The sequence below is a fragment of the Ruegeria sp. YTSC002 genome (genome assembly GCF_059609845.1).
Map to the genome: position 1 here is coordinate 81,698 of NZ_JBXWML010000001.1, position 17,337 is coordinate 99,034.

Sequence of the window (17,337 nt, forward strand, 5' to 3'; positions counted from 1 at the left end):
GTGACAAGAGCCGCGCCAACAGGAGACACCCATGACAACCACCCGTTTCGCCCCGTCGCCCACCGGTTACATCCATGTGGGCAACCTGCGCACCGCCCTGATGAACTATCTGATTGCCCGCAAGGCAGGAGGTACGTTCATCCTGCGCATCGATGATACCGACCCCGAACGGTCGAAAGAAGAATATGTCGATGCCATCAAGCAGGACCTGGAATGGCTGGGTTTGCATTGGGACCGGGTCGAGCGTCAGTCGGACCGTCTGGATCGCTATGCCGAAGCGGCCGACAAGCTGCGCGCGATGGGTCGTTTGTACGAGGCATTCGAAACGCCGACCGAACTGGATCTGAAACGCAAGAAGCAACTGAACATGGGCAAGCCGCCGGTCTATGACCGCGCTGCGCTGAACCTGTCGGAGGCCGAAAAAGAAGCCTTGCGCGCCGAACGTGGCAACGGCGTCTGGCGCTTCAAGCTGGATCATGAACGTATCGAATGGAATGACGGCATTCTTGGCGACATCTCGATTGATGCGGCTTCGGTTTCCGATCCGGTTCTGATCCGTGGCGATGGTCAGGTTCTCTATACGATTGCGTCGGTTGTGGATGATACTGAAATGGGCGTAACTGATGTCGTACGGGGTTCGGACCATGTGACCAACACGGCGACGCAGATCCAGATCATCGAGGCGCTGGGCGGGCGTTGTCCGCGTTTTGCCCACCATTCTCTGCTGACTGGTCCGCAGGGCGAGGCATTGTCGAAACGGCTGGGCACGCTGGCTTTGCGCGATCTTCGCGAACAGGGTGTGCAACCGATGGCGTTGCTGAGCCTGATGGCGCGTCTGGGCTCGTCTGATCCGGTTGAGCTGCGCTCGGAAATGGCCGAGCTGATCGACGGATTCGATGTGAACCGGTTTGGCGCCGCGCCGACCAAGTTCGATGTACAGGACCTGTTCCCGCTGACCGCCAGGTATTTGCAATCGCTGCCGCTGTCCGATGTGGCCGGTGCCGTTGCGGATGCCGGTGTTCCCGATGAATTGGCAGAACTTTTCTGGGCCATGGCCCGTGAAAACATCACCACCCTGGCCGATCTCAAGGGCTGGTGGGAACTGTGCCGTGACGGGGCAGATCCCCTGATCGCCGATGAAGATCAGGAATTCATTGCCCAGGCGATGGCTTTGCTGCCCGAAGGTCCGTTCGACGGTGAGACCTGGAGCACCTGGACCAAAGCCGTGAAAGAGGCAACCGGTCGCAAGGGCAAAGGTCTGTTCATGCCGCTGCGCAAAGCGCTGACCGGCAAGGAGCGCGGCCCGGAAATGGCAGCGCTGATGCCGTTGCTACAGGTGATCCGCGCGCGCGGCTAACGTGGTGGCACACCAGAATTCTGGGCCACGTCATCGGCGTGGCCCTTTTTTGTTTACGCTGGTTGCACAAATCGAACCGACAAACTGGTCAGGCGGTCATCGACAAAATCACGTTCGACAGGTTTGAGTTGCTGGTGGCGTGGATAACGCGGTTCGGCGCGATCATTCAGGATCGGGGCATTCCATCCGGTTGTCGTCTCAAAGAATCGATCCGCGCCGTCCTCGCCGAATGCCCGCAAGTAACCCTGCACGACAACGTCGATATAGCTGAGCAGCAATGGATGGTGATTGCTGGGCTCGCTGTGCCGATCCTGAGGGACGGCGTAGACAGCTATTTCGACATCGTGCGTCAGGGGATGCGAAACCGACTGCGTTGCAGGAATTCGGTCATACGCCCATTCCCGTTCATCCAGCGCGGCCCAGTCATTTTTTGGAACATGCGCAATCATGCCTTCGATCTCTGACTCGGGGGCGGGCACGGCAGTCAGAAACGCCACGGGTCGCAGATCGGTATGCCGCCAGGCCCGCCGCCAACCTTTCAGTCGCGCGGGGCGCGGATCGGGGAAATCATGCGTCGCGAGGTTCACGAGGCTGCCATAGCCAAAGAAATAGGGGTCGGCCATCCGAGAAGTGTCCTTTGGGTCGATTGATGTATGTCAAACCGCTTTTTTCCCGGACATGCAATAAGGTTGCATCTTGATTTTAGGGAGGCCCTCATGCGGATTACCAAACGGACGAATATCGCTGTGCGCCTGTTGATGTATTGCGCAGCTCACCCGGACAGGCTGGTGACGAAATCCGAAATCGCCGAAGTGTGCAACATTTCCGAAAACCATCTGGCGCAGGTGATCAATCAGTTGAGCCAGCTGAACTATCTGAGCACGCAGCGCGGTCGTAACGGTGGCATGTCGCTGGCGCGCCCCGCGGATCAGATCCGCATCGGTGCGGTGTTCCGGCATGTTGAAGGGGCTTTGCCTATTGCCGAGTGTTTCGCCGACGCTGACAACACGTGCCCGCTCACGGATGCCTGCCGGCTGAGGCTTGCGCTTCAGGACGCGGCAGAGGTGTTCTATGCGTCCCTCGACGATGTTACCCTGGATGCGCTGGTATGTGACAATGATCCGCTGCTGAGGCTCTTGCAGCCTGTGGCCTGCGTGCGCTGATTTCAGTCGCTTGCGCGCAATATGCGCGCCGGACGCACCGAAAGTGGACGCAGGGCAAAAACCAGCCCAGCACATAACGTGACACCTATCCCGGCCAGAACGATGCCGAAGGCCGATGACCAGATGACCGTGAACTCTGTGTCGAAGATGTAGGTGGCAACGGCCCAGCCGCCCAGGATACCAACGAACAGAGCGACGCAACCCGCGGCGGCCCCAAGCAGAACAGATCGCAGGCCAAAGCTGCGCAGGATATGGCTGCGGTCTGCACCCAGTGTCCTGAGGATTGCTGCTTCGTACCTGCGGGCAGGTTCGCCCGCCGCCGCTGCACCGATCAGCACCAGAAATCCGGTCAGCAGGGATACTCCCGCGCCATACGAGGTTGCTGCGGCGATGCCTGCCAGCAGGCCCGAGACGCGATCAATGGCGTCGCGCACCCGGATGGCCGTGATATTGGGGAACTGGCCGGCAAGATCCCGCAGGATGGCTGCCTCGGCCTGTTCGTCGGCATAGACCGTCGCGATAAAGCTGTGCGGCGCACCCGCCAGCGCAGAGGGGTTCATCGACATGACAAAGCCCATTCCCGCGGTAGAGAAATCCACCTCGCGCAGGGATGTCAGTTCTGCCGTGATGTCACGCCCCAGGATATTGACGGTCAGTTGGTCGCCCAGGTTCAGGCCCATCTCTTCGGCTTCTTCCGCGGCGAAACTGACCTGAGGCGCACCTGCGTAATCTTCGGCCCACCATTCCCCTGCGGTCAGGCGTGTGTTCGGCGGAGGTTGAACCGAATAGGTCACGCCGCGATCCCCTTCCAGAACCCAGTGATCTCCGGCCACGTCCCGAGCGGGCCGGCCGTTGATCTGCGTGATGATCCCGCGCAACATCGGCGCGCTTTCAATGCGGCTGACTGCGGGGTCGCTTTGCAGGCGCTCGGTGAAGCCGGGCATTTGTTCTTTCTGGATGTCTACAAAGAAGTACGACGGCGCCACATCCGGCAGGTTGCCCGAAATGGCGTTGCGCAGGGTGCCGTCGATCTGCCCGACCGCTGCCAGCACCGACAGGCCCAGCCCCAGTGACAGAACCACAGACCCTGCGCCCTCGCGTGGGTCCGAGATGGCCGACAACGCCCATCTGACGGTGGGCCGCCCGCGGGCCAACGAAGCCCCAGCCCGGGCCAGTTTGCGAATGGCATAAGCGGCGAGGGCCAACAGCGCCAGTGCACCGACAAGCCCGCCACCGGTCCAGACAGTAAGCCGCGTCGAGCCGCTGAACCATGACGCCAGGGCGATCAGCAACAACAGCCCTACACCCGTTGCCACGACGTAAATCAGACGCGGAAAGGGGCGGGCCGAGCTTAACGCGTCGCGAAACAACGTCGCGGCGCGCACATCCTCGGTGCGGGCCAGAGGCCAGAGGGTGAACAGGAACGCTGTGAGCAGACCGTAAATTGCGGCCTCGATCAGCGGCTGTCGATACAGGGAAAACACTGCGGGAACCGGCAATTGGCTTTCCAGCAGCGGGGCCAGAACAAGCGGCGCCAACCCACCCAGCGTCAGGCCAATCACGATCCCGAAGACGGACAGAACGCCAATTTGAATCATGTAGGTTTGAAAAATGGTGGCGCGATCGGCCCCCAAGGTGCGCAGCGTCGCAACGGTTTCCGTCTTCTGCGTCAGATAAGCACGCACGGCGGCAGACACGCCGATGCCGCCGACAGCAAGCCCCGACAGCCCGACAAGGACAAGAAAGGCACTCAGGCGATTGACGAACTCGGATATCCCGGGGGCACCGTTGCGCGCGTCCGTCCAACGCATCCCGGTGCCTTCGAATGCTGCATCAGCTTTTGCGGATACATCCGAGAGATCTGCGTTCCGGGGCAGGATCATCCTGTACTTGGTCGAAAACAGCGTTCCGGGTTCCAGCAGACCGGACGCCTGCAACGCCTCGGTTCGTACCAGAGTGCGCGGCCCAAGGCCAAACCCATCCGCCGCACTGTCGGGCTCGTCCAGCAAGGCAGCCGTCAGGATGAACTCTTGCGTCCCAAGTGAAAACCGATCACCGACGGACACCCCAAGCCGGTCCATCAGCACAGGTTCCATCACCGCCCCGGGCAAGCCGGAACTGCCGTTCAGGGCGTCTTCCAGCGGGATCTCGGGTTCCAGCCGTACCGAGCCGACAAGTGGGTACGCGGCGTCGACCGACTTGACCTGAGTCAGCGCTCGTTCCGGACCTGTCGCGCCGGGCACGACGGCCATCGAGCGGAAATCGACAATCTCGGAAACGCCCGCGGACGTCTGTTGCATCCACGCGCGTTCGGCCGTGTCGGCAAATCGATAGGTGAACTCAAGCTCGGCATCGCCCCCCAGCAGCGAGGCTCCTTCCTGAGCCAGTCCCGTCTGGATGGCTGTACGGACCGAACCGACGGCCGCGATGGCCGCGACCCCCAACGCCAAACAGGCCAGAAAGATCCGAAAACCACTCAGGCCTCCGCGTAGCTCGCGGCGGGCGAGCCGCCCGGCCATCCGCAGGCTCATTCAGCGGCCTCCTGCCGGGTCTCTTCGGCGATCCTGCCGTCACGCAACCGAACGACCCGATCACATCTTTCGGCCAATGAATGGCTGTGTGTCACCAAAACCAGGGTTGCGTCGTATTTCCGACGCAGACCAAACAGCAGATCAACAATTGCGGCCCCGTTGGTTTCGTCCAGGTTCCCGGTCGGTTCATCAGCCAACAGGATTTTGGGACGTGGCGCAGATGCTCGTGCCAGGGCAACACGTTGTTGTTCTCCGCCCGACAGTTGCGCCGGGTAATGGTCGCGACGGTGCGACAGGCCCACGGCGTCCAGCTCTTGCTCGGCCCGGTCGAACGCATCCTTGTGCCCCGCCAGTTCCAGTGGGGTCGCCACGTTTTCAAGCGCCGTCATTGTTGGGATCAGGTGGAAGTTCTGAAACACCACCCCCATACTGTCGCGCCGAAACCGGGCCAGTGCGTCCTCATCCATGTCGGTCAGGTCCTGACCCAGCGCCACGATTTGACCACGCGTGGCCTGTTCCAACCCGCCCATCAACATCAGCAGCGAAGACTTGCCCGAGCCCGAAGGCCCGATAAGCCCCAGCGTCTCGCCCTTGTTCACGGTCAACGTAATGTCATGCAGAATATTGACCCGCCCGGCATTGCCATCCAGTGACAAAGCGGCATTTTGGAGGGCGAGAACAGCAGTCGTCATGGGTCTACCCGAAAAAGGAGCGGTCTTTTGGGATATGGAGCGATCACTACGTTGCGCAAGGCTTTGATGGCAGGCCTTTTCACGTGGTGCGGTTTTGCGGCCACAGCCGAACAAGTGGTGATTGCGGCTTTGGGAGACTCGCTGACTCAGGGCTATGGGCTGGTGGAGGAGAACGGGTTTGTTCCGCAGCTTGACCGTTGGCTGCACGCGCAGGGGGCGGATGTCAGGGTAATCAACGCCGGGGTTTCGGGCGATACCACGGCGGGCGGGGCCGCGCGCGTGGATTGGACCCTGACCCCGGATGTGGACGGGATGATCGTGGCCTTGGGTGGGAACGATCTGTTGCGGGGGATCGATCCGGCCGTCTCAAAGGCCAATCTGCGCAAGATCCTGGACGTGGCGCGGGGCGCGAATGTACCGGTTCTGCTGATCGGCATGCAGGCGCCGGGCAACTATGGGGCCGATTACAAGCAAGCTTTTGACGGGATGTACCCTGACCTGGCACAGGAGTTCGATGTCCACTTCGCCGCCAGTTTCTTTGAAGGGCTTGCGGCCGAGGACGACCCCGGTGCGGTATCGCAGTTCATGCAGCCTGACGGAATACATCCAAACGCGGACGGGGTGGCAAAGATCGTTGAATCACTGGGGCCGTCCGTTCTGAAGCTGGTTGATCAGGCAGATCGAGCGGAATAGGCGCCCATCCATGCGCACTCAGACGACTGTAACGACAGTTCCGATCGGCACCCGGTTGTACAAATCGATCACATGCTCGTTCAGCATTCGTATGCAACCGTTGGACACTGCGCGACCGATGGTTTGCGGCTGTGTCGTGCCGTGGATACGGAAATAGGTATCGACACCGTTCTGGAACAGATACAGCGCCCGCGCGCCCAGCGGGTTGTCTCCGCCACCGGGTTGGACATAGTCATTGTCCTTGAATTTTGCGTAAGCGACGGGATCACGTTCGATCATCTCATCGGTCGGACGCCAGGTCGGCCATTCCTTTTTCACATCGATGGTGGCTGTGCCGGTAAACTCCAGCCCCGCCTTGCCGACACCGCAGCCATAGCGGATCGCCTTGCGAGGTTCAGTGACGAAATAGAGATAGAACGACCGGGGCGCGACCAGCAGCTGACCTGGTACAAACTGTTTTTTGATGCGCACGAATTGCGGTGTCGGATCATACTCGACCGCCTTTTTGGCGCTGGCGATGCCCGGCAACATGCTGGCCGCCGTTCCGGCCAGAAAAATACGGCGTGTAAACATCGAAACCCTCGTCGAATGACCAATGAAACTGAAACCAATTTCATCATGATATGATAATTGGTCAATTCTAGGGCAGACATCACGTGGACGTGATGTGTCCTGCCTGCCACCGGAAGGTCGCGGCGGGAAAGGGGCGAGGGGGGATCCCCTCACCCGATCTCAAGCTCAGGCCAGCTGGATGCTGTCGGCGCTTTCGCGGCCGTCACGGCCGGCACGCAGCTCGTACGTGACTTTCTGGTTGTCGGCCAGACCGGTCAGGCCCGAACGCTCGACAGCCGAGATGTGCACGAATACATCTTTGCCGCCCTCTTCCGGTGCGATGAAGCCGAAGCCTTTGGTGGTGTTAAACCATTTTACGGTGCCTGTAGGCATATCCGTGTCTCCTGTTTGAGTGCTGCCCACGGAGTTGCGGCAGCCTGGCGTCGTCGGTCTGTATCGATAGACTGACTGCCGATGAAGGAGACAGTAGGTCGAATAGATAAACGTAAGCTCTTTTCATATGGCATCGGGGCGGGGGTGTGACAAGAGATTTTGTTGGATTTGTACATGGGTATGAGCGATTTCCGCCGTGCCTACATGCCCGGGGGCCGCGTATTCTTTCAAGGTGCCGCAGCCTTGCCCAGAATCGACGAACAGGTTGAACGGCTGCATTTGGTCATCACAGAAACCGTGCAGAGTGGTGTTCATGTCGGCAGATGGTCACGCGCCCTTTTCGCAGCAATGCAGGTCGCGATGGATGGAGAGAATCCCGCGCCACACGCCCCTGTCGTCGGCTCAAGGGACACGCTGCGATTTCAGGCAACAAGCTGGCAGGCATGCCTGTTACTTGTAAAGTGCGCGGGCCTCGGCGAAGGACAGCAGACGACGGTTCTTCTCGTCCCACAGGTGAAGCCGCGCATTGGCAAGACTTTCCCGAATGGTCATCCGGTTGCTGTTCGCCAGTTCTTCATGATCGCGCAGCACTTCGGTCAGGCGGTAGAACGGAATGCGGCTGTAGAGGTGGTGTACATGGTGGATGCCGATATTGGCACTGAACCACTGCAACACCGAGGGCAGGATATAGTGTGAACTTCCGTGCAGCGCCGCTTCATGCAGTTGCCAGTCTGCATCGGCGTCCCAATGCGTGTTCTCGAACTGGTGTTGTACATAAAACAGCCACACTCCGGCCGTTGCGGCAATCAGTGTCGACGGCAGAAAGATCAGCAACATCGGCATCAGCCCGCCAAAATAGTAGATGGCCACCAGTGCAATCAGAATGGCAAGATTGGTCGCCATCGCGCTGACCCAGAACCTGACGCTGTCTGTCAGGCCCAGCGGAAGGCGGTTTTGAAACAAAAACAGATAGCCAGGGCCAAGTACGAACAAAGTGATCGGGTTCCGGTACACGCGATACCAGAACCTGTTCAGTGGTGTTTTGGCCCGATATTCGGCCACGGTCAGGGTATGGATATCGCCCATCCCCCGCTTGTCCAGGTTGCCTGAACTGTTGTGATGTGCGGAGTGCGTGCGGCGCCAGACATCATATGGGGTCAGTGTCAGAACACCGATGCCGCGCCCGATCCAGTCACTGACGGTCCGATTCTTGAAGAACGCGCCGTGCCCGCAATCATGCTGGATGGCAAACAAGCGAAGCAGAAAGGCCGCATTGAGGACGGAAAGCGCAAAGGCCAGCCAATAGCTGACCGACAGTGACATCCAGGACAAAGCCCACAGCGCGAAAAAGGGGATAATGCTTACGCCCAGCTCAAAAGAGCTGCGCATTTGGTCCGGTTCGCGATATCTGGCAAGCGTTGTTACCCAGTCACGTGCGGCGGTGGTCTCCGGCTTTGCCCGGAGTGAGGGAGAGGGTTCAGTCATACGCCTGCCAGTCAAGTGTTTGCAGGCCACCGGATAGACGACCACCCCGACATAGCAAGCGGTTTTTGTAAAACTCGCTGCATTTTACGGTCACTTTTCGGTCAAGGGCCGGCAGAGGTGCCCTTTGCGTAACACTTGGCTCGGGTCCCCATGCCGGAACTTCAGGGCGCAGGGCAATCTACAGGCTTGTCAAGTGCGTTTATCGGGCCTATACGCCTGCGGTGGCTTTCCGCCACGAGAATCAAAACCAAGAAATGCCGTGTTTGGCCCATCACGCTTCGGGGTCATATCCGGCTTAGGAGAAGCGACATGAAACTGAACGAATTGCGCGACAATCCCGGCGCCAACCCGAAACGCACCCGCGTTGGCCGTGGTCCGGGTTCCGGCAAAGGTAAAATGGGTGGCCGAGGTATCAAAGGCCAGAAATCCCGTTCGGGTGTGGCCATCAATGGCTATGAAGGCGGTCAGATGCCATTGTACCAGCGTCTTCCCAAGCGTGGCTTCAACAAGCCGAACCGCAAGGAATTCGCCGTTGTCAACCTGGGTCTGATCCAGAAATTCGTCGAAGCGGGCAAGCTGGACGCTTCGGCTGCGATCACCGAAGACGCTCTGGTTGAGTCCGGTCTGGTTCGCCGCAAGCTGGACGGTATCCGCGTTCTGGCCAAAGGCGAAATCAGCGCCAAGGTGAACCTGGAAGTGACCGGTGCTTCGAAATCTGCCGTCGAGGCAGTCGAGAAAGCGGGCGGTTCACTGAAGGTCACAAAAGCTGCTGCGGCAGAGTAATCGCTTGTGAGCGGGCAAAGACCCGCTTACATAGACCTCAGAGTTTTCCAAGACGCCGTCCGAGCCGGAAAACGGTTCCGGGCGGCGTTTGCATAAGAGAGACCGATTTATGGTATCAGCAGCAGAACAAATGGCAGCCAACACAAGCTGGGCTGCTTTGGGCAAGGCCACCGATCTGCGCAACCGCATCCTGTTCACGCTGGGTTTGCTGATCGTCTATCGTCTGGGCACATTCATTCCGGTGCCGGGGATCGACGGAGCAGCTTTGCGCGAATTCATGGAGCAGGCGGGGCAGGGCATCGGCGGCATGATTTCGATGTTCACCGGCGGGGCGCTGGGGCGGATGGGTATCTTTGCCCTCGGCATCATGCCCTACATCTCGGCCTCGATCATCGTTCAGCTGCTGACATCGATGGTTCCCGCGCTCGAGCAACTCAAGAAAGAGGGCGAGCAAGGGCGCAAGAAGATCAACCAGTACACCCGGTTCGGCACCGTGGCTCTGGCCACCGTTCAGGCTTATGGCCTGGCCGTTTCGCTGGAGTCGGGCGATCTGGCGACCGATCCGGGTCTCTATTTCCGGATGTCGACCATGATAACGCTGGTTGGCGGCACCATGTTCCTGATGTGGCTGGGTGAGCAGATCACCGCGCGCGGTATCGGCAACGGCATCTCTCTGATCATCTTTGTCGGCATCATTGCCGAGGTTCCGGCTGCTCTGGCGCAGTTCTTTGCAAGCGGCCGCAGCGGTGCAATAAGCCCTGCCGTCATCGTTGGCGTGATCGTCATGGTGATCGCGGTCATCACTTTCGTGGTGTTCATGGAACGTGCATTGCGCAAGATCCACATTCAGTATCCGCGCCGTCAGGCCGGTATGAAAATCTACGAAGGCGGCTCAAGCCACCTGCCGGTCAAGGTCAACCCCGCAGGTGTCATTCCGGCGATCTTCGCCAGCTCGCTGCTGCTGCTGCCGGTCACGATCTCGACCTTCTCGTCAGGTGCCGCGAACGGGCCGGTCATGTCTTGGCTGCTGGCCAATTTCGGCCCCGGACAGCCGCTTTACCTGCTGTTCTTTGCCTCGATGATCGTGTTCTTTGCGTATTTCTATACGTTCAACGTGTCGTTCAAACCGGACGATGTGGCGGACAACCTGAAAAAGCAGAACGGTTTCGTGCCCGGCATCCGCCCCGGCAAGAAAACCGCCGAGTATCTGGAATACGTGGTCAACCGCGTGCTGGTACTGGGTTCGGGCTATCTGGCAGCGGTCTGCCTGCTGCCCGAAATTCTGCGGGGCCAGTTTGCCATTCCGTTCTATTTCGGCGGCACCTCGGTTCTGATTATCGTCTCTGTGACCATGGACACGATCCAGCAGGTTCAGAGCCATTTGCTGGCGCATCAATATGAAGGGCTGATCGAAAAGTCCCAACTGCGGGGCAAAGGCAAGAAACGCGGCAGAAAGGGAGCTGCTCGTCGATGAACATCATTCTTCTGGGCCCCCCGGGGGCAGGCAAGGGAACGCAGGCGCGTCACCTGGTTGAAACCCGCGGTATGATCCAGCTGAGCACGGGTGACATGCTGCGCGAGGCGCGGACCAGCGGCACAGAGATGGGCAAGAAGGTTGCAGCGATCATGGACGCGGGCAAGCTTGTCACCGATGAGATCGTGATCGGCCTGATCGAAGAGAAACTGACCACCGAAAAGGGCGCCGGTTTCATCTTTGACGGCTTCCCCCGCACGCTGGCACAGGCCGACGCGCTGTCGGCTCTGCTGACCAAGCTGGGTCAGTCTCTACACACCGTGATCGAGATGCGTGTGGATGATGATGCGCTGGTGGAACGGATTACCGCGCGGTCAACCTGCGGCGGATGTGGTGAGGTCTACAACGACAAGACCAAGCCGATCCCGGCTGATGGAAAGTGCACCAATTGCGGCAAGGAAAACGACTTCGTGCGTCGCGCTGACGACAACGAGGAAAGCCTGCGCACGCGTCTGATGGAATACTACAAGAAGACGTCGCCGCTGATTGGCTATTACTACGCCAAGGGTGATCTGCGCCCGGTGAACGGGCTGGCGGACATCAAGGAAGTCACGGCGTCGATCGAAGCCATTCTCGGCTGAGTTCAATATGGGCTTGACGGCACCGCCAAAAGCCCATATCGACCCCCATCCCTAAAGGGAATCAAGATCGCGTGAGGGATTCGTCGCTTGCGCCCCGACCACCTCGAATAATACTGGACCCTCTGGCGTCACTGCCACGGTCAGGTGTTGTGAAAAAAGGTTCCGGAGTTACGGAACCGCAACAAAAAGGAAAGTGACACGTGGCACGTATTGCCGGCGTAAACATCCCGACTGCAAAGCGGGTACCTATCGCCCTCACATATATCACCGGTATCGGAAACACTTCGGCCAACGCAATTTGCGAAGCCGTAGGCATTGACGCATCGCGTCGTGTCAACGAACTGTCCGACGCCGAAGTTCTGGCCATCCGCGAACACATCGATGCAAACTTCACCGTAGAAGGTGACCTGCGTCGTGAAGTTCAGATGAACGTCAAGCGCCTGATGGATCTGGGCTGCTATCGCGGTCTGCGCCATCGCCGCAACCTGCCGGTTCGCGGTCAGCGTACCCACACCAACGCTCGTACCCGCAAAGGCCCCGCAAAGGCCATCGCTGGTAAGAAGAAATAAGGGAGGGTCTGACCGATGGCACGTGACAAGACTCGCGTTAAGCGCAAAGAGCGCAAGAACATCGCATCGGGCGTTGCCCATGTGAATTCGACCTTCAACAACACCAAGATCCTGATTTCGGACGTGCAGGGCAACGCCATTGCATGGTCCTCTGCCGGGACCATGGGTTTCAAAGGGTCGCGTAAATCGACACCCTACGCCGCTCAGATGGCTGCCGAAGACGCAGGCAAGAAGGCGCAGGAACATGGCGTCAAGACGCTGGAAGTCGAAGTTCAGGGCCCCGGTTCGGGCCGTGAATCGGCACTGCGCGCGCTGGCTGCCGTGGGCTTCAACATCACGTCTATCCGCGACGTGACGCCGATTGCCCACAACGGCTGCCGCCCGCCGAAGCGTCGTCGCGTCTAAGCGATTTTGAATTGAGCTGGGGCTGTGTTTCTGCACGGCCCCAGCACGTCATTTTGAACCTCGGGCGTCTGCACCTTGTTGGTCATGGGGCGCGGACAGGAATGGAGGGATTACATGATCCACAAGAATTGGGCCGAATTGATCAAGCCGACCCAGCTGGAAGCCAAGCCGGGCAATGATCCTGCACGTCAGGCCACCCTGGTTGCCGAACCGCTGGAGCGTGGCTTTGGTCTGACCCTGGGCAACGCCCTGCGTCGCGTTCTGATGAGCTCGCTGCAAGGTGCGGCCATCACCAGCGTCCAGATCGACAACGTCCTGCACGAGTTTTCGAGCGTGGCAGGCGTTCGTGAAGACGTCACCGACATCATCCTGAACCTCAAGCAGGTTGCCCTGCGCATGGAGGTCGAAGGCCCCAAGCGCCTGTCGATCAATGCCAAAGGCCCCGCAGTCGTCACCGCTGGCGACATCAGCGAAAGCGCCGGTATCGAGGTTCTGAACCGTGATCACGTCATCTGCCACCTGGACGATGGCGCAGACCTGTTCATGGAACTGACCGTCAACACCGGCAAGGGCTATGTCTCGGCCGAGAAGAACAAGCCCGAAGACGCACCCATCGGCCTGATCCCGATCGACGCGATCTATTCGCCGGTCAAAAAGGTCGCCTATGACGTTCAGCCGACCCGTGAAGGTCAGGTTCTGGACTATGACAAACTGACCCTGAAGATCGAAACTGACGGTTCGATCACGCCGGAAGACGCGCTGGCCTTTGCCGCTCGTATCCTTCAGGATCAGCTGTCGATCTTCGTCAATTTCGACGAGCCGGAATCGGCAAGTCGTCAGGACGAGGACGATGGTCTGGAGTTCAACCCGCTGCTGCTGAAGAAGGTGGACGAGCTGGAACTGTCGGTCCGTTCGGCAAACTGCCTGAAGAACGACAACATCGTTTACATCGGCGACCTGATCCAGAAGACCGAAGCCGAGATGCTGCGCACCCCGAACTTCGGCCGCAAGTCGCTGAACGAGATCAAGGAAGTGCTGTCCGGCATGGGTCTGCACCTGGGCATGGATGTCGAGGACTGGCCGCCGGACAACATCGAAGATCTGGCGAAGAAATTCGAAGACGCGTTCTAAGCGCGTCTTCCCCAATGCCCGGGCTGCCGGGGACAAAATGGGCATATCCGCCCCAAGGAGAGCCGGTGACACGCATCGCCGGCCAGACAAAGCAAAACGCGAAAGAAGGAACTAGAAAATGCGTCACGCACGTGGTTACCGCCGCCTGAACCGTACTCATGAGCACCGCAAGGCGCTGTTTGCGAACATGGCCGGCTCGCTCATTGAACATGAGCAGATCAAAACAACTCTGCCCAAGGCAAAAGAACTGCGCCCGATCGTTGAAAAACTGATCACTCTGGGCAAGCGCGGCGATCTGCACGCCCGCCGTCAGGCCGCATCGCAGCTGAAAGAAGACAAGGACGTCGCCAAGCTGTTCGAAGTTCTGGGCCCCCGCTACGCCGAGCGTCAGGGCGGTTATGTCCGCATCCTCAAAGCTGGCTTCCGCTATGGCGACATGGCTCCGATGGCGATCATCGAATTCGTTGACCGCGATCTGGACGCCAAAGGCGCGGCCGACAAAGCCCGCGTCGCCGCCGAAGAGGCAGCAGACGAAGAGTAAGATCTGACCCAAGGTCACGATCGAACCTCCGTTCGGGAAACCGGACGGAGGTTTTTTCGTTATGGCATGCCGGGCATGTTGCGGGGCATACCCGACCGCTGACTTGCAATTCAGATTTTGTGTCAGCATATCTGGGCCAATCACAAAAACGGAGCCACCATGATCCGCGTAATGCTGACCCTTGTTGCCTTGACCTGCGCGACGCAAGGAATGGCCGAAACGAAAGTTCCGCAGTCACAGGCCGAGATTTCGTTGGGATTTGCCCCGGTCGTAAAACAGGCTGCGCCGGCGGTTGTGAATATCTATGCCAAGATCGTCCGGCAGGGCCGGGCTAGCCCGTTTTTCTCGGACCCGTTCTTTCAGGATTTCTTTGGCCGGGGATTTGGCGAACCCCGTCAGCGTGTTCAAAACTCGCTGGGTTCCGGGGTTATCCTGTCTGACGATGGGTACGTCGTTTCCAACTATCACGTGGTCGGGTCCGCGACCGAGATCCGGGTCGTCACGACGGACCGGCGCGAGTTTTCGGCTGAGGTTGTGCTGGGCCATGAGGAAAGCGATATCGCGATCCTGCGGCTGAAAGAAGCCGAAGACCTGCCTTACCTGACCCTTCGCGATTCCGATCAGGTCGAAGTCGGAGAGCTGGCCCTGGCCATCGGAAACCCATTCGGGGTGGGGCAGACGGTGTCGTCCGGCATCATCTCGGGGCTGGCGCGCACGGGCACGGCAACCGGGAATGGCCGCGGGTATTTCATTCAGACAGATGCTGCAATCAACCCCGGCAACTCCGGTGGGGCGCTGATCGACGTGAATGGCCAACTTATCGGGATCAATACCTCGATTCTGACCCGATCGGGTGGATCAAATGGCATCGGCTTTGCCATCCCTGCCAATCTGGTGGCGCAATTCCTCAAGCAGGCGCAGCAGGGAAATGACAGTTTCGTCAGCCCGTGGGGGGGTATGTCGGGTCAACACATGAGCGCGGATATCGCGGAATCCCTCGGTCTGGCTATCCCGTTGGGCGTAGTGATCTCTGACCTGCATGAACTCAGCCCTTTGCGCGACGCAGGGTTCAGAGTGGGAGACGTGGTAACCCATGTGGACGGGGATGAGGTAAACTCGCCCGCCGAGATGAAGTTTCGGATGTCGGTCGCCGGGGTTGGTGGAACCTCGGTTCTGACCCGTTTGCGCGGTGCGCAAAGTGAAGATGTCGAGGTGGCCCTTATCAAAGCCCCCGATGTTCCGGCCGCCGAAGAAACGACGTTGAATGACAGAACCGTTCTTCCGGGCTTGGTGGTATCTCGGGTCAATCCTGTCGTGATCACCAAGATGGGTTTGTCGCTGTCGCAGACCGGTGTCGTCGTGGTGGATCCCGGCCCGTATGGTGGAAGGGCGGGTTTGCGAACCGGTGATATTCTTGAAAGCATCAATGCCGAAGAAATTAAGCGCCCACGGGACGTTGAGACCGCGCTGACCGACCCGGGCCGTTACGTGCAGATAGGTTTGCTGCGCGGGGGGCGGTCCGTTTCTTTGCGGTTCCGGTTGTGACCTTTGAGTGATCTGTTCGATACCGGGGCGGCTGAACCCGCCGCTTCTCCTCACCGGCCTCTGGCTGACCGGTTGCGGCCTCGAACCCTGGCCGAGGTGATCGGGCAGGAACAAGTGCTGGGCCCCGAGGCCCCGCTGGGTGTCATGCTGGCGGCAGGTAGTTTGTCCAGCCTGATCTTCTGGGGTCCACCCGGAGTTGGAAAGACGACGATTGCACGGCTGTTGGCGCAGGAAACCGATCTGCATTTCGTTCAGATCAGTGCGATCTTTACCGGTGTGCCGGATCTGAAGAAAGTTTTCGAGGCCGCGAAAATACGCCGCCAGAACGGGCAGGGCACCTTGTTGTTCGTGGACGAGATCCACCGTTTCAACAAGGCTCAGCAAGATGGGTTTCTGCCCCATATGGAAGACGGCACCATTCTGTTGGTCGGCGCAACGACCGAGAACCCGTCATTCGAGCTGAATGCCGCTGTGCTCAGCCGGTCGCAGGTGCTGGTGCTGGAACGGCTCAGCCTTGCCGATCTGGAGCGTCTGACCCAGCGGGCCGAAAAAGAGCTGAACCGTGCGTTGCCATTGACGCCTGCCGCACGCGATGCGTTGCAGGAGATGGCCGATGGCGACGGTCGGGCTTTGCTGAACCTGATCGAACAGGTTTCGGCGTGGAAGGTGGATGCGCCGCTGGGCCCTGATGCGCTGTCGACGCGATTGATGCGGCGGGCCGCAAAATACGACAAGTCCGGTGATGAGCATTACAACCTGATCTCGGCCCTGCACAAATCGGTGCGCGGCTCTGACCCGGATGCGGCTTTGTATTGGTTTGCGCGCATGCTGACCGGGGGCGAGGACCCAAGGTATCTTGCACGCAGGATCACACGCATGGCGGTCGAGGATATAGGCTTGGCCGATCCACAGGCGCAGGCCATTTGCTTGCAATCGTGGGAAACCTACGAACGTCTGGGTTCCCCGGAAGGAGAGTTGGCGCTTGCTCAGGCGCTGGTCTATCTAGCGCTGGCGCCAAAATCCAACGGCACCTATGTCGGCTACAAGGCGGCAATGCGATTGGCCAAGCAGTCGGGCAGCGAGCCACCGCCCAAGCATATCCTGAACGCGCCGACCTCTTTGATGAAGGATCAGGGTTACGGCGCGGGCTATGCCTATGACCATGATGCCGAGGACGGGTTTTCCGGTCAGGACTACTTCCCCGAGACGATGAAACGCCCGGTTCTGTATCAACCGGTCGAGCGCGGGTTTGAGCGTGAGCTGAAGAAACGCCTCGATTACTTTGCCAAGCTGCGGGCGCAGCGTAACAGCTAGTTACGCAGGGTCAGTCGTGGGCGTTCCGCGGCGTCACAGGCGACAGGATTGAAATTGGACGCTTCCCT

General features: G+C 59.5%; 18 protein-coding genes. 12 read left to right on the top strand and 6 right to left on the bottom strand.

What is annotated here, in order from left to right; translation table 11 throughout:
* The first annotated feature begins 31 nt into the window (after nt 1-31).
* Nucleotides 32-1,357, top strand: coding sequence for a glutamate--tRNA ligase (gltX, locus tag AC2FFD_RS00410; RefSeq protein WP_496871375.1), 1,326 nt, complete (start codon nt 32-34; stop codon nt 1,355-1,357).
* 53 nt (nt 1,358-1,410) lie between these two features.
* Here the strand turns inward: gltX and AC2FFD_RS00415 are convergent, their stop codons facing one another.
* The gene (locus AC2FFD_RS00415) at nt 1,411-1,980 is read right to left on the bottom strand and encodes a gamma-glutamylcyclotransferase family protein (RefSeq protein WP_480683603.1); all 570 of its coding nucleotides are present in this window, start codon (nt 1,978-1,980) and stop codon (nt 1,411-1,413) included.
* Nucleotides 1,981-2,073: 93 nt separating this feature from the next.
* On the opposite strand from AC2FFD_RS00415, the gene AC2FFD_RS00420 reads away from it, so the two are divergent.
* Nucleotides 2,074-2,520, top strand: a complete 447-nt coding sequence (locus AC2FFD_RS00420) for an RrF2 family transcriptional regulator (protein WP_170346430.1) — start codon at nt 2,074-2,076, stop codon at nt 2,518-2,520.
* A 2-nt stretch (nt 2,521-2,522) separates the two neighbouring features.
* Here AC2FFD_RS00420 and AC2FFD_RS00425 read toward each other — a convergent pair whose 3' ends face one another.
* Entirely contained in the window at nt 2,523-5,051 is a 2,529-nt protein-coding gene (locus tag AC2FFD_RS00425; protein WP_496871377.1) for an ABC transporter permease, read from the bottom strand.
* The gene (locus AC2FFD_RS00430; protein WP_496871379.1) at nt 5,048-5,743 is read right to left on the bottom strand and encodes an ABC transporter ATP-binding protein; all 696 of its coding nucleotides are present in this window, start codon (nt 5,741-5,743) and stop codon (nt 5,048-5,050) included. Before AC2FFD_RS00430 ends, AC2FFD_RS00425 begins: the two co-directional genes overlap by 4 nt.
* Before the next feature lie 66 nt (nt 5,744-5,809).
* Here AC2FFD_RS00430 and AC2FFD_RS00435 point away from each other — a divergent pair, with 66 nt between their 5' ends.
* Complete coding sequence (locus AC2FFD_RS00435; RefSeq protein ID WP_496871381.1) at nt 5,810-6,436, top strand: arylesterase; 627 nt, start codon at nt 5,810-5,812, stop codon at nt 6,434-6,436.
* A gap of 18 nt (nt 6,437-6,454) precedes the next feature.
* Here the strand turns inward: AC2FFD_RS00435 and AC2FFD_RS00440 are convergent, their stop codons facing one another.
* From AC2FFD_RS00440 to AC2FFD_RS00450, 3 genes are all read right to left on the bottom strand, one after another.
* Nucleotides 6,455-7,009, bottom strand: a complete 555-nt coding sequence (locus tag AC2FFD_RS00440) for a L,D-transpeptidase (RefSeq protein WP_170346434.1) — start codon at nt 7,007-7,009, stop codon at nt 6,455-6,457.
* A 165-nt stretch (nt 7,010-7,174) separates the two neighbouring features.
* On the bottom strand, nt 7,175-7,381 hold the full coding sequence (locus AC2FFD_RS00445; RefSeq protein ID WP_170346435.1) for a cold-shock protein: 207 nt from the start codon (nt 7,379-7,381) through the stop codon (nt 7,175-7,177).
* A 450-nt stretch (nt 7,382-7,831) separates the two neighbouring features.
* Nucleotides 7,832-8,866, bottom strand: a complete 1,035-nt coding sequence (locus AC2FFD_RS00450; RefSeq protein WP_425078898.1) for a fatty acid desaturase — start codon at nt 8,864-8,866, stop codon at nt 7,832-7,834.
* Between the two features lie 309 nt (nt 8,867-9,175).
* Here AC2FFD_RS00450 and rplO point away from each other — a divergent pair, with 309 nt between their 5' ends.
* The 9 genes from rplO to AC2FFD_RS00495 all read left to right on the top strand — a co-directional run bounded on the left by rplO (nt 9,176) and on the right by AC2FFD_RS00495 (nt 17,269).
* Complete coding sequence (gene rplO, locus AC2FFD_RS00455; RefSeq protein WP_496871384.1) at nt 9,176-9,649, top strand: 50S ribosomal protein L15; 474 nt, start codon at nt 9,176-9,178, stop codon at nt 9,647-9,649.
* 109 nt (nt 9,650-9,758) lie between these two features.
* Nucleotides 9,759-11,123: a preprotein translocase subunit SecY gene (gene secY / locus AC2FFD_RS00460; RefSeq protein ID WP_170346438.1), complete on the top strand. Its 1,365-nt coding sequence runs from the start codon at nt 9,759-9,761 to the stop codon at nt 11,121-11,123.
* On the top strand, nt 11,120-11,764 hold the full coding sequence (locus AC2FFD_RS00465) for an adenylate kinase (RefSeq protein WP_170346439.1): 645 nt from the start codon (nt 11,120-11,122) through the stop codon (nt 11,762-11,764). Before secY ends, AC2FFD_RS00465 begins: the two co-directional genes overlap by 4 nt.
* A gap of 200 nt (nt 11,765-11,964) precedes the next feature.
* Nucleotides 11,965-12,333: a 30S ribosomal protein S13 gene (gene rpsM, locus AC2FFD_RS00470; RefSeq protein ID WP_170346440.1), complete on the top strand. Its 369-nt coding sequence runs from the start codon at nt 11,965-11,967 to the stop codon at nt 12,331-12,333.
* Nucleotides 12,334-12,348: 15 nt separating this feature from the next.
* On the top strand, nt 12,349-12,738 hold the full coding sequence (gene rpsK, locus AC2FFD_RS00475; protein WP_093965380.1) for a 30S ribosomal protein S11: 390 nt from the start codon (nt 12,349-12,351) through the stop codon (nt 12,736-12,738).
* Between the two features lie 114 nt (nt 12,739-12,852).
* A complete protein-coding gene (locus AC2FFD_RS00480; RefSeq protein WP_117870179.1) occupies nt 12,853-13,869 on the top strand; it encodes a DNA-directed RNA polymerase subunit alpha in 1,017 nt (338 codons plus the stop codon).
* Between the two features lie 118 nt (nt 13,870-13,987).
* A complete protein-coding gene (gene rplQ / locus AC2FFD_RS00485; protein WP_170476977.1) occupies nt 13,988-14,410 on the top strand; it encodes a 50S ribosomal protein L17 in 423 nt (140 codons plus the stop codon).
* A gap of 159 nt (nt 14,411-14,569) precedes the next feature.
* Nucleotides 14,570-15,955: a trypsin-like peptidase domain-containing protein gene (locus AC2FFD_RS00490; RefSeq protein WP_496871385.1), complete on the top strand. Its 1,386-nt coding sequence runs from the start codon at nt 14,570-14,572 to the stop codon at nt 15,953-15,955.
* A 3-nt stretch (nt 15,956-15,958) separates the two neighbouring features.
* Nucleotides 15,959-17,269, top strand: a complete 1,311-nt coding sequence (locus AC2FFD_RS00495; protein WP_496871386.1) for a replication-associated recombination protein A — start codon at nt 15,959-15,961, stop codon at nt 17,267-17,269.
* Nucleotides 17,270-17,337 lie beyond the last annotated feature (68 nt).